This window comes from gamma proteobacterium symbiont of Scutellera amethystina (assembly GCF_059730845.1).
Genome location: NZ_AP035935.1, coordinates 3,059,008 through 3,071,357 on the forward strand (window position 1 = coordinate 3,059,008; position 12,350 = coordinate 3,071,357).

Below are 12,350 nucleotides of genomic sequence, written 5' to 3' on the forward strand. Positions count from 1 at the left end.
CCTCACGGGATCAGCGCACAGTTTTATTCGTCGCGGTGATTACAGGGGGCGCATTCCTGCGCACCGGGTTTTGCCCGTACACCCGAAATCAGGCGCGCCAGGCTTAACTCCCGCCGCGGTTACGGACGGTACACCTTCACGTTCTTAAAGCCCTGCTCATGCAGATACAACGCCTGCAACCGGCTCATCACGCCGCGATCGCAGTACAGCAACCAGGTTCTGCTCTGATCGAGATCGCCGAACTGAGTGCTCAGCTTATAGAATGGCAGCGATTTCACTTCCACGCCGGTCAGCGCCAGCGGCTTGTCGTCCTGTTCATCAATTGAACGGATATCCAGCACCACATCGTTGCCGCTGAAGGACGCCACGGTTTCCACTTCCACCACTTCTTCTTCCGTCTGCTCCGCGATTTCACGGATATCGACGTTGCTGGCTTCCTGCACCACGCGCTGCAGAATGTCGAAATCGAAGTTCTGCTCTTCGGCTTCGATCTTCGCCTTCACCGCTTTCACCGTGGGGCTTTTCGAAATCACGCCGCAGTACTCCGGCATGGTGCGGGCAAAGTCTTCGGTGCCGATCTGACGCGCAATATTGATGATGTGCTCTTTATCGTGCGAGATCAGCGGGCGCAGAATCAGCGTGTCGGACGCGTTATCAATCAAACGCAGGTTAGTCAGCGTCTGGCTGGAGACCTGGCCCAGCGCCTCACCGGTCACCAGCGCCTGCACGCCGTAACGCTCAGCCACCATCGACGCCGCACGCACCATCATGCGCTTCAGCACCACGCCCATCTGGCCGTCATCAACTTTTTCCAGAATCTCGCCCACCACCGGCTCAAAATTGATGGCGACAAAACGCACGCGATGTGAACGGCCAAAACGCTGCCACAGATAGTGCGCCACCTGACGCACGCCGATTTCATGCGCCGCGCCACCAAGGTTAAAGAAGCAGTAATGCACGCGACAGCCGCGGCGCATCAGCATATAGCTGGAGACGCCGGAGTCAAAGCCGCCGGAAATCAGCGACAGCACATCTTCCTGGGTGCCGATCGGGAAGCCGCCCAGGCCTTCATAGCGGCCGGTAATCAGCAACAGACGATCGTCTTCAATCTCCAGATTCACCGTCACATCCGGGTGATTCAGCTGCACGCGCGCGCTTTCAATGTGCTGATTGAGACCGCCGCCGACGTAGCGCTCCACATCCTGCGAGCTAAAGCTGTGCTTGCCGCGACGCTTCACGCGCACGCAGAAGCTCTTGCCTTCCAGCCGCTCGCGGTTGAGCGCCAGCGTCTGCTCGAAGATATCGTGCATGTCGGTATAGGCGCGGTCTTCGACCGCCAGCACATGGTGGATACCGGGAATGCGCGTCAGCTCTTCCGTGACGGTGGCACGCAGCGCTTCCTTCTTCGCGCGCACTTCGATGTGATCCCAGTGGCGCACCACGGCGATCTCTTCGTCGAGGGTGCGCAGGGTATTACGGATGTTACCGGTCAGAATTTTGATAAAGCGCAGGCGCACCGACTGACTTTTGATGGTGATTTCAGGGAAGAGCTTGATGATAAACTTCATGGCGACACAGCTTCGTTGGGCAAATAAGTGCTAAAATCATCAACACTTAGCTGGTAAAATCATATAATTGCGGGTTGGCATCAGCCACCGCATCCGAGGCGCGCAATTATATCACCTTTGTCGGGTGACTGCTGTAAGCAACCTTCGCCGCATTGATTATTTTGCTAATCAATGCCCGTCGGCTACCATGACCGATTGCAACATAATGTCCCAACCTGTGAGTCGACACTGATTATGCCGAAAAAAGCCGAAGCGCCCGTGAGTTTTGAAAACGCACTGCAGCAGCTGGAACAGATTGTCAGCCGTCTGGAGAGTGGCGAACTGCCGCTGGAAGAGGCGCTGAATGAATTCGAGCGCGGCGTACAGCTGGCACGCAGCGGCCAGCAAACCCTGCAGGCGGCGGAACAGCGCGTGCAGATTCTGCTGAGCGACGACAAAGACGCCCCGCTCGCCCCTTTCACGCCGGAAAATGAGTAATGGATTTCGTGCAACTGCAGCGCGCCTACCATGAGCGCGTGAACCAGGCGTTGACGCGCTTAATAGATCCACTTCCTTTTCAGAGTTCTCCTCTGGTGAACGCCATGCAATATGGGGCACTATTAGGCGGTAAGCGCCTGCGCCCGTTTCTGGTGTATGCCACTGGCGAGATGCTGCGCGCCGAGGCGGCCAGCCTGGATGCCCCCGCCGCAGCGGTGGAGTGCATTCACGCTTACTCATTGATTCATGATGACCTGCCGGCGATGGACGACGATGCGTTACGTCGCGGGCAGCCAACCTGCCATATCAAATATGGCGAAGACACGGCGATTCTGGCCGGCGATGCCCTGCAAACCCTGGCGTTTACCATTCTTGCGGACCAGCCGATGCCCGGCGTAAGCCCGCAGGATCGCATTGCCATGATTTCCGAACTGGCGCAGGCCAGCGGCGTGGCCGGCATGTGCGGTGGCCAGGCGCTGGATTTAGCCGCCGAAGGCCAATCCGTGGACCTGAACCAGCTGGAGCAGATCCATCGCCACAAAACCGGCGCGCTGATCCGCGCCGCCGTGCGTCTCGGCGCCCTCACTGCGGGTGCCGCGGGCCGCGATGCGCTGCCGCAGCTGGATATCTACGCCAACGCCATCGGACTGGCGTTTCAGGTGCAGGATGACATCCTTGATGTGGTCGGCGATACCGCCGTTCTGGGCAAAACCCAGGGAGCCGATCAGGCGCTGGGGAAAAGCACTTACCCGGCGCTGCTGGGACTGGATAACGCGCGGGCCAAAGCGCAGGATCTCTATCGCGAAGCACTGGGCGCGCTGGAGGTGCTGGCGGCACAGTCGTATGACACGTCCGCTCTGCAGGCGCTGGCCAGCTTTATAATTGAACGCGATAAATAACTTATATAATGAGTCTCTGATGAGTTTTGATATTGCAAAATACCCGACACTGGCGTTAGCAGGCACGGTTCAGGAATTACGTTTACTGCCTAAAGAAAAACTTCCGGACCTGTGCGACGAGCTGCGTCAGTATCTGCTGGACAGCGTGAGCCGCTCCTCCGGCCACTTTGCTTCGGGTCTGGGCGTCGTCGAGCTGACCGTCGCGTTGCATTATGTGTATAACACCCCGTTTGATCATCTGGTGTGGGACGTCGGCCATCAGGCCTATCCGCACAAGATTCTGACCGGCCGCCGCGACCGTATCGGCACTATCCGTCAGAAAAATGGCCTGCACCCGTTCCCGTGGCGCGGCGAAAGCGAATATGACGTGCTGAGCGTGGGCCACTCGTCGACGTCCATCAGCGCCGGTCTCGGCATGGCCGTGGCCGCCGAACGCGAAGGCAAAGGTCGCCGCACCGCCTGTATTATTGGCGACGGCGCGATTACCGCGGGCATGGCGTTTGAAGCCATGAACCACGCTGGTGATATCAAGCCGGACATGCTGGTGATCCTCAACGACAACGAAATGTCGATCTCTGAAAACGTGGGCGCGCTGAACAATCGCCTGGCGCAGATTCTCTCGGGGAAAACCTATTCACGCCTGCGCGAAGGCGGCAAGCGCGTGCTGGGCGGGCTGCCGCCGATCAAAGAGCTGGTGAAGCGCACCGAAGAGCACCTGAAAGGCATGGTGGTGCCGGGCACGCTGTTTGAGGAGCTGGGCTTTAACTATATCGGTCCGGTCGACGGTCACGATGTACTGACGCTGGTCAGCACGCTGAAGAATATGCGCGATCTGAAAGGGCCGCAGTTCCTGCACATCATGACCAAAAAGGGCAAGGGCTACGCGCCGGCGGAAGAAGATCCGATAACCTGGCACGCGGTGCCAAAATTCGATCCGGCCAGCGGCTCGCTGCCGAAAAGCGCGCCGGGCCTGCCGAGCTACTCGAAAATTTTTGGTAACTGGCTGAGCGAGATGGCCGCCGACGATGCGCGGCTAATGGCCGTGACGCCGGCCATGCGCGAAGGCTCCGGCATGGTGAGCTACTCGCGTGATTATCCGCAGCAGTATTTTGACGTGGCGATCGCCGAGCAGCATGCGGTGACGTTCGCCGCGGGCATGGCCATCGGCGGTTATAAGCCGGTGGTGGCGATTTACTCCACCTTCCTGCAGCGCGCCTACGATCAGGTCATTCACGACGTGGCAATTCAGCAATTGCCGGTACTGTTTGCTATCGATCGCGGCGGTATCGTGGGTGCCGACGGCCAGACGCACCAGGGGGCGTTTGATATCGCCTATCTGCGCTGCGTGCCGGGCATGGTGATCATGACGCCTAGCGATGAAAACGAGTGTCGTCAGATGCTTTACACCGGCTACCACTATCAGGATGGCCCGAGCGCGGTGCGCTATCCGCGCGGCACCGGCACCGGCGCCACGCTGGAACCGCTGGCCAGCCTGCCGCTTGGCAAAGGGGTCATCCGGCGTCGCGGCGAGCAACTGGCCATCCTCAACTTTGGTACTCTGCTGCCGGAAGCGCAGGCCGCCGCCGACGCGCTCAACGCCACGCTGGTCGACATGCGCTTTGTTAAGCCGCTGGATGAAGCCCTGATTAGCGAACTGGCGGCCAGCCACGACGCGCTGGTTACGCTGGAAGAAGGCGCGATCAAAGGCGGTGCCGGCAGCGGCGTCAACGAATACGTGATGGCGAAACGCCTGCGCGTGCCGGTGCTTAACCTCGGCCTGCCGGATGAGTTCATTCCGCAGGGGACGCAGGAAGAAGTGCGTCAGGATTATCAGCTGGACGCCGCAGGCATCCAGCAGCAAATCGCCGCCTGGCTGGCGCAGTAACCGCCCTTCCCCGCTCCTGCTGCTATGCTTGAGGGTAAAACCCCACGCATAAGAGCAGGAGCCCTTCATGAAAACCGTTCGTTTAGGCCAGACCGATCTGCAGGTTTCACGTCTCTGTTTAGGCTGTATGACCTATGGCGATCCGCTGCGCGGTAACCACGCCTGGACGCTGCCGGAAGAGAGCAGCCGACCGCTGATTAAGCAGGCGCTGGACGCGGGCATCAACTTCTTCGACACCGCTAACAGCTACTCCGACGGCAGCAGTGAGGAGATCCTCGGCCGCGCGCTCAAAGATTACGCGCAGCGCGATCGGGTGGTGGTGGCGACTAAAGTCTACTTTCCGCTGAGCAACCTGTCGCAGGGGCTGTCGCGCACCAATATTCTGCAGTCGATTGATGACAGCCTGACGCGGCTTGGCATGGAGTATGTCGATCTGCTGCAGATTCATCGCTGGGATTACGCCACGCCGATTGAAGAGACGCTGGAAGCGCTCGATCAGGTAGTGCGGTCAGGCAAAGCGCGTTACATCGGGGCTTCCTCGATGCATGCCACACAGTTTGCGCAGGCGCTGCAGTTACAGCAGCAGCATGGCTGGGCGCGTTTTGTCAGTATGCAGGATCAGTACAACCTGATTCAGCGCGAAGAAGAGAAGGAGATGCATCCGCTGTGCCAGCGCGAAGGCATCGCGGTGCTGCCATGGAGCCCGCTGGCGCGCGGTAAGCTGACGCGTCCGTGGGGAGAAACCACTGCGCGTTCGGTGTCGGATAACGTGATGGAAAAACTCTATACCGGCACCGAAGAAAATGACGCGGCGATTGCGCAACGGCTGGCAACAGTGGCTGCGGACAAAGGCGTGACGCGCGCGCAGGTGGCGCTGGCGTGGCTGCTGCATAAGCCGGTGGTTACCGCGCCGATTATTGGTGCCTCGCGCGAGCAGCAGTTTGCCGAACTGGTGAAAGCCGTGGACGTGGAGCTGAGTTCAACCGATATCGCCGAGCTGGAGAGCGTCTACCAACCGCATCCGGTGGTGGGATTCGAGTAACGTCCAGTCAGGTCGCCTTCAGTGCGACCTGATGTCACAGGCAGCGCATGCATGGCGACCTGCCTGTGGTCTACGTATTCATACGACCTGCCTGCGGGCTACGCATTCCTGGCGACCTGCCTGCGGCAACGCATTCATGGCAACGCTTTCTGTAGGGTGCGCATTCATGCGCACCTGGCGCATTAAAGCACCAGCCCCAGCCCATACAAAATCGCCGCTGAAATGACCCCGGCGATAATGTCATCGACCATAATGCCCATGCCGCCGTGCACGTTACGGTCGAACCAGCGAATCGGCCACGGCTTCCACATGTCGAAAATACGGAAAATCACAAAGCCGGTCAGCACCCATTGCCAGCTCATCGCCGGTATCGCCATCAGCGTAATCCACATGCCGATGAACTCATCCCACACGATGCTGCCATGGTCGTGCACACCCATATCACGCGCGGTGCGGTGACACAGGTAGACACCCACGCTAATGCCAATCAGCACCAGCAGCGAATACAGCTGCAGCGGCAGCAGCGTCATCAGCCACCAGAAGGGAATGGCGGCAATTGAACCGGCGGTGCCGGGCATAATCGGGCTCAGGCCGCTGCCAAAACCGGTCGCCAGCAGGTGCCACGGATTGGCCATGCGCAGACGGCTTTTAGCCACATCTTTATTTAGCGTCAAAGTGATCAAATCCCTTGTGATGGAAACTGCGCGGCTTGCCGTTCTCCAGCAGCGTCAGCCCTTCTGCTTCCGGCGCGATCTGGCCGATGCAGGTATACGCCACGCCAAGATGGCCCAGCGCCACATCCAGCGCACCACGATTGACTTCCGGCACGGTAAAGCACAGCTCATAATCTTCCCCCCCGCTCAGCGCCCAGCGCAGCACCTGCTCCGGCTCAAAGTGATCGCGCAACGCGGCCGACAGCGGCAGCGCATCCAGATTGATGCGGGCACCGACGCGGCTGGCGGTGAGAATGTGGCCGAGATCGGAGATCAGACCATCGGACAGATCGATGGCTGATGTCGCCAGATTACGCAGCGCCTGGCCCTGCAGCACGCGCGGCATCGGGCGCAGATGACGCTTGATCAGCACTTCATGCACCGCCGGATCGTTCAGGCGATGATGGTGCTGCAGCAGCGACAGGCCGGCAGCGCTGTCGCCCAGCGTGCCGGTGACAAAAATCCAGTCACCCGGTTTGGCCCCGGCGCGCTTCAGCGCACGGCCGGCCGGCACCAGGCCATGAATGCCCAGCGTCAGGCTGAGCGGCCCGCGCGTGGTATCGCCGCCTATCAGCTGCATATCGTAGTAATCCAGCAGCTCAAACAGGCTGTCGCTGAACGCCGCCAGCCACGGCTCATCCACTTCGGGCAGGGTTAACGCCAGCGTTAACCATGCCGGATCGGCGCCCATCGCCGCCAGGTCGCTCAGGTTAACCGCCAGCGCTTTGTAGCCGAGATCGGCCGGATGGATATCACGTAAGAAATGCACGCCCGCCACCAGCGTATCGGTGCTGATGGCCAGCGTCTGTTTTTCCGGCACGTTAAGCAACGCGCAGTCGTCACCAATTCCCTTCTCCACATCGCGGCGGGAGCTGGTGACGCGGTTAAAATAACGTGCGATCAGTTCGAATTCACCACAGGACATAAGTCAGGTCTCAATGAAAAAAGGCCGGTGAGCCGGCCTTTTGCACTTATTTTTTGTTCGGTCGAATTTGCGGAGCGGCTTTGTCCAGCACGCCGTTAACAAATTTATGGCTGTCTTCAGCACCAAACACTTTGGCCAGTTCGATACCTTCGTTGATCGCCACTTTGTACGGCACATCGTCACGCTTGCTCAGTTCATAGAGCGAAATGCGCAGGATGGCTTTTTCTACCTGGCCCAGCTCTTCCAGCTGGCGCGACAGGTAAGGCTTCATCAGGCCGTCCAGGAACGCGCTGTTGGTCGCCACACCGGCCAGCAGTTCGCGGAAATAGCTAATATCGACGTCTTTGACGTCTTGTTCCGCCAGAAACTGGTATTCCACATCGGCAATGTCGTTGTTAGACAACTGCCAGGAGTAAAGCGCCTGGACAGCGCACTCACGGGCGCGACGACGAGCAGCAGGTTTCACAAAATTCCCCTTACAAAAATCAGGCTTTGATGGCTTTCAATACGTTAATCATTTCAAGTGCGGTCAGGGCCGCTTCGGCGCCTTTGTTACCCGCTTTGGTGCCGGCGCGTTCAATCGCCTGCTCGATGTTTTCGGTGGTCAGGACGCCGAAGGTCACCGGAATTTCGCTGTTCATCGCTACGTGAGCGATGCCGGAGCTGGCTTCACCCGCCACGTATTCGAAGTGTGCGGTACCGCCACGGATCACCGTGCCCAGTGCAACGATCGCGTCGTGCTTGCCGGTTTTCGCCAGGGCGCGTGCCGCCAGCGGCAGCTCGTAAGCGCCCGGTACCCAGACCACGGTGATGTTTTCCGCTTTGACCTGGCCAATACGCTTCAGCGCGTCAACTGCACCGTCCAGCAGGCTGTCATTGATGAAATTGTTAAAACGCGCGATTACGATGGCAATCTTGGCATCAGGCGTGGCAACAGCAGCTTCGATAACTTTCATACATATCCTTTGGGTGTTTGTTTTATGGCCCCGCAGAAGGGGGCGGATTCTATCATACTCTTCGGCAACGCGCTCAGGCTTTTCCGTGCATGCTCAGCGTGGTGTCAGGGTCAGCCGTAAATCGTCGCCGACCTGACGCACATCGCTAAAATTCAGCGCTGGCGCATCGGCCAGCGTTTCCAGTCCCGGCAGCGCACACAGGCCGCGCGCGGCATTACCCAGCAGTTTCGGGGCCAGATAAACGATCAGTTCATCCACCAGTCCGGCCTGCAGCAGCGCACCAGCCAGACCGGCACCGGCCTCGACCCACACGCTGTTGATCTGACGCTGACCGAGCAGCATCATCATCGCCACCAGATCGAGCTGCTCACCGCGCGGCGGCACCTCAATCTGACTCACGCCCGGCGGCCAGCTTTGTGCATCAGCCTCCGTGCGCATCAGCCAGGTTTCGCCGGGCTGGGCGATCAAACGGTGCTGCGGCGTCACGCGCTGCTGGCTGTCGATCACCACCCGCACCGGCTGACGCAGCTGGCTCTCATCCAGCTGCTGGCGCACGGTCTCGCTCAGTTCATCCCAGCGCACCGTCAGCGACGGATTGTCCGCCAGCACGGTGGCGCTGGTGGTAAGGATAGCTGAACTGCGGGCACGTAAACGTTGCACATCGCGCCTTGCCGCTGCGGAAGTGATCCACTGGCTTTCGCCGCTGGCCATGGCGGTACGGCCATCCAGCGAGGCACCCAGTTTGAGCTGAATCCACGGAAAACCGGTACGCATGCGTTTGAGAAAACCGCGATTAAGCGCTTCCGCTTCATTCATCATCAGGCCGTGACTCACGTCGATGCCGGCCTGCTGTAAACGATACAAGCCGCGCCCGGCCACCTGCGGATTAGGATCCTGCATCGCCGCGACCACCCGGCTGACGCCGGCGGCAATCAGCGCATCGCAGCACGGCGGCGTCCGACCGTGATGGCTGCAGGGTTCCAGCGTGACATACGCGGTCGCACCGCGTGCGTGGTCACCGGCCATGCGCAGCGCGTGCACTTCCGCGTGCGGTTCACCGGCGCGCTGATGCCAGCCTTCGCCCACGATCGTGCCGTCGCGCACGATAACGCAGCCGACGTTAGGATTTGGGGTGGTGGTATATTGTCCGCGCCGCGCCAGTTCCAGCGCGCGCGCCATGTAGTGCGCATCGGTCATGGATTAATCCTGTAAGCGGGCGATCTCTTCGCCAAAATCACGAATATCTTCAAAACTGCGGTACACCGATGCGAAGCGAATATAAGCGACTTTATCCAGCTTCTTCAGCTCTTCCATCACCAGGTTACCAATCAGCTTGCTGGGAATTTCACGTTCGCCGGTGGCGCGCAGCTGGGTTTTGATGTGATTAACCGCATTGTCGACGGCATCCGCGCTCACCGGACGCTTCTCCAGCGCCTTCATCATGCCGCTGGCCAGCTTATCTTCGTTAAAGGGTTCGCGCACGTCGTTGCTTTTCACCACGCGCGGCATTACCAGCTCGGCCACTTCAAAGGTGGTAAAACGCTCATGGCATACCAGGCACTGGCGGCGGCGGCGCACTGAGGAGCCCTCACTAACCAGACGTGAATCAATCACTTTGGTGTCCACAGCGGAGCAGAATGGGCAATGCATGACGTTTCCTGTCGCGAGAATTGGGGGCAGATAGTGTAGCGCGTTCCCGGTTGCAACAAAATACAGGGCGCAGAATCGCCACCTGGCTCACAGCGACGCCTGACGGTTACAGCAAACCGTGAAAAGTTACTAAGCTTAGAGAGCCAATCCGGCTTAATGACAGGAGGATGTATGGGTTTATTCAATTTCGTCAAAGAAGCGGGTGAAAAACTGTGGGATGCGGTGTCAGGCGGCGATGACCAGAGCAAAAAGCTGCAGGAGCACATTAATCAACTCGGCCTGCCCGACAGCGATAAAGTGAAAGTCGATGTCCAGGGCGATACCGTGAAGGTCAGCGGTGACGGTATCTCGCAGGAGTTGAAAGAGAAGATTCTGGTGGCGGCGGGTAACGTGGCCGGCATCACCAAAGTGGAAGATAACGTCACCACCAGTGACAGCGCCGCGCAGGCCGAATTCTACACGGTGAAAAAAGGCGATACCCTGAGCGCTATCTCGAAGCAGGTGTACGGCACGCCGAACGAATACAACAAGATCTTTGAAGCGAACAAGCCAATGCTGACGCATCCTGATAAGATCTATCCCGGCCAGGTTTTACGTATCCCTAAATAACCGGAAGGACATTGCATGACATTCAGGATGATTTGGGTGCCGGCAGCGCTTGCTGCGCTGGTGCTCAGTGGTTGCAGCTCCACCCCCGCTTCACCTCAGGTCAAAGCGCTGCATCAGGAAGTGAGCCAGCTCAACCAGCAGATGCGCAAACTGACCAGTCAGGCCAGCGCGCTGGAGATTCAGGGGCAGCTCAACAGCCAGTCGACGCAGGGCGCATGGTTACTCCCGCAGGCGAATACGCCGGTAGAGCTGCAGACGCAGCTGGGTAAACTGCGCCTGTCGCTGTCGCACGTTGAGGGGGAAGCCAGCGGCAGCCGCGCTAACCTGAATATCCGTTCAACCGATGATAAGCCGGTGCCGGCGCTCAGCGCCCGCGTGGTATGGGGCGAAATCGATCCCGCCAGCGGCAAGCCGCTGAACGCCGACAGCCTGAGCCAGACCATTACCGTGCCCGCCAGTCTGATGCCGCGCAATTCGGTCAGCGTACCGCTGCGACTCAGCGGGCTGGCACCGGGTCAGCCCGGCTACGTGCGCGTGCATGATGTGCAGGCGGTGACGGACGTCAGCACGGTTGTCACAGGCCAGTAACTCTGGCGTCAGGCATAAAAAAACGGGCTGCACTCAGGCAGCCCGTTTCATTTCTCCGGCACAATTACGGCAGAATCGAAGGCTGATCGGCGCCCTCTTTCTCCACTTTCTGCACCAGCATGTGTTCACGCTTCATGCCCAGCTTCAGCGCCAGCGCGGACGACACGTAGATCGACGAAATGGTACCGATGGTGACACCGATCAGCATGGTCAGCGAGAAGCCTTTCAGCAGCGCGCCACCAAAGATGAACAGGATCAGGATCATCGCCAGTGTGGTGATCGAGGTGATCAACGTACGGCTCAGCGTCTGGGTCAGCGACACGTTAGTGATGTCGTAAGAAGAACCGCGACGGATTTTGCGGAAGTTCTCACGAATACGGTCGGAAACCACGATCTTATCGTTGAGCGAGTAACCAATCACCGACATCAGCGACGCCACAATCGTCAGATCGATCTCGATGTGGAACAGCGACAGAATGCCGCAGGTGATGATCACGTCGTGCGCCAGCGCCAGCACGGTGCCCAGCGCCAGACGCCACTCAAAGCGAAAGCCGATGTAGATCAGAATCGCAATCAGCGCCGACAGCAGCGCCATCGCCCCGGCCTGCGCCAGATCGCTGCCCACGCTCGGGCCCACGAACTCAATCCGCTTCACAGTCGCGTTCTGCTGCGTCGTCTGGTTGATCGAGGCAACCACTTTGTTGCCCAACTCCTGGCCTGCATTGCCGGTGGTCGGTGGCATACGCACCATCACATCACGGCTGCTGCCAAAGTTCTGTACCAGCGGCTCCTCAAAGCCTGCCTTCACCAGCCCGTCACGCAGCGCATCCAGATCCGCCGGCTTCTCGAGGTTGATCTCAATCACCGTCCCGCCGGTGAAATCGAGCCCCCAGTTAAAGCCGCGCACACCGATAATGGCGATGGACGCCACAATCAGCAGGCCGGAGATGATAAAGGCCAGCGTGTCCCAGCGCATAAAGTCGACGACTTTACGCCCATGGTTCAGCTGTTCAATACTATATTCCTGTGCCACAACGC

General features: G+C 59.3%; 14 protein-coding genes. 6 read left to right on the forward strand and 8 right to left on the reverse strand.

Annotated elements, in window-relative coordinates; translation table 11 throughout:
* Positions 1 to 119: 119 nt before the first annotated feature.
* On the reverse strand, positions 120 to 1,568 hold the full coding sequence (gene thiI, locus AC6I79_RS14435; RefSeq protein ID WP_021507170.1) for a tRNA uracil 4-sulfurtransferase ThiI: 1,449 nt from the start codon (positions 1,566 to 1,568) through the stop codon (positions 120 to 122).
* 234 nt (positions 1,569 to 1,802) lie between these two features.
* On the opposite strand from thiI, the gene xseB reads away from it, so the two are divergent.
* The 4 genes from xseB to AC6I79_RS14455 all read left to right on the forward strand — a co-directional run bounded on the left by xseB (position 1,803) and on the right by AC6I79_RS14455 (position 5,871).
* Positions 1,803 to 2,045, forward strand: a complete 243-nt coding sequence (gene xseB / locus AC6I79_RS14440) for an exodeoxyribonuclease VII small subunit (RefSeq protein ID WP_058757966.1) — start codon at positions 1,803 to 1,805, stop codon at positions 2,043 to 2,045.
* Positions 2,045 to 2,944: a (2E,6E)-farnesyl diphosphate synthase gene (gene ispA / locus AC6I79_RS14445; RefSeq protein WP_021507168.1), complete on the forward strand. Its 900-nt coding sequence runs from the start codon at positions 2,045 to 2,047 to the stop codon at positions 2,942 to 2,944. Before xseB ends, ispA begins: the two co-directional genes overlap by 1 nt.
* A 19-nt stretch (positions 2,945 to 2,963) precedes the next feature.
* Positions 2,964 to 4,829, forward strand: coding sequence for a 1-deoxy-D-xylulose-5-phosphate synthase (gene dxs / locus AC6I79_RS14450; RefSeq protein WP_058769385.1), 1,866 nt, complete (start codon positions 2,964 to 2,966; stop codon positions 4,827 to 4,829).
* 67 nt (positions 4,830 to 4,896) lie between these two features.
* Entirely contained in the window at positions 4,897 to 5,871 is a 975-nt protein-coding gene (locus tag AC6I79_RS14455) for an aldo/keto reductase (RefSeq protein WP_021507166.1), read from the forward strand.
* 182 nt (positions 5,872 to 6,053) lie between these two features.
* Here AC6I79_RS14455 and pgpA read toward each other — a convergent pair whose 3' ends face one another.
* The 6 genes from pgpA to nrdR all read right to left on the reverse strand — a co-directional run bounded on the left by pgpA (position 6,054) and on the right by nrdR (position 10,115).
* Positions 6,054 to 6,545 (reverse strand): phosphatidylglycerophosphatase A, encoded by a 492-nt coding sequence (gene pgpA / locus AC6I79_RS14460; RefSeq protein ID WP_058781213.1) that lies wholly within the window; start codon positions 6,543 to 6,545, stop codon positions 6,054 to 6,056.
* Complete coding sequence (thiL, locus tag AC6I79_RS14465; protein WP_021507164.1) at positions 6,532 to 7,509, reverse strand: thiamine-phosphate kinase; 978 nt, start codon at positions 7,507 to 7,509, stop codon at positions 6,532 to 6,534. The genes pgpA and thiL overlap by 14 nt, the downstream gene beginning before the upstream one ends.
* A gap of 46 nt (positions 7,510 to 7,555) precedes the next feature.
* Complete coding sequence (nusB, locus tag AC6I79_RS14470) at positions 7,556 to 7,975, reverse strand: transcription antitermination factor NusB (protein WP_031279648.1); 420 nt, start codon at positions 7,973 to 7,975, stop codon at positions 7,556 to 7,558.
* A 19-nt stretch (positions 7,976 to 7,994) separates the two neighbouring features.
* Positions 7,995 to 8,465, reverse strand: coding sequence for a 6,7-dimethyl-8-ribityllumazine synthase (gene ribH, locus AC6I79_RS14475; protein ID WP_058769383.1), 471 nt, complete (start codon positions 8,463 to 8,465; stop codon positions 7,995 to 7,997).
* 93 nt (positions 8,466 to 8,558) lie between these two features.
* The gene (gene ribD, locus AC6I79_RS14480) at positions 8,559 to 9,662 is read right to left on the reverse strand and encodes a bifunctional diaminohydroxyphosphoribosylaminopyrimidine deaminase/5-amino-6-(5-phosphoribosylamino)uracil reductase RibD (protein WP_058781212.1); all 1,104 of its coding nucleotides are present in this window, start codon (positions 9,660 to 9,662) and stop codon (positions 8,559 to 8,561) included.
* Between the two features lie 3 nt (positions 9,663 to 9,665).
* A complete protein-coding gene (nrdR, locus tag AC6I79_RS14485) occupies positions 9,666 to 10,115 on the reverse strand; it encodes a transcriptional regulator NrdR (RefSeq protein ID WP_031279647.1) in 450 nt (149 codons plus the stop codon).
* Positions 10,116 to 10,286: 171 nt separating this feature from the next.
* Between nrdR and lysM the strand changes: the two genes are divergently transcribed.
* Together lysM and AC6I79_RS14495 are read left to right on the forward strand one after the other, a co-directional pair.
* Positions 10,287 to 10,724 (forward strand): peptidoglycan-binding protein LysM, encoded by a 438-nt coding sequence (gene lysM / locus AC6I79_RS14490; RefSeq protein WP_058769381.1) that lies wholly within the window; start codon positions 10,287 to 10,289, stop codon positions 10,722 to 10,724.
* A 15-nt stretch (positions 10,725 to 10,739) separates the two neighbouring features.
* Positions 10,740 to 11,312 (forward strand): SadB/YajI family lipoprotein, encoded by a 573-nt coding sequence (locus tag AC6I79_RS14495; RefSeq protein ID WP_394516810.1) that lies wholly within the window; start codon positions 10,740 to 10,742, stop codon positions 11,310 to 11,312.
* 64 nt (positions 11,313 to 11,376) lie between these two features.
* Here AC6I79_RS14495 and secF read toward each other — a convergent pair whose 3' ends face one another.
* Entirely contained in the window at positions 11,377 to 12,345 is a 969-nt protein-coding gene (secF, locus tag AC6I79_RS14500) for a protein translocase subunit SecF (protein WP_058769379.1), read from the reverse strand.
* Positions 12,346 to 12,350: the final 5 nt, after the last annotated feature.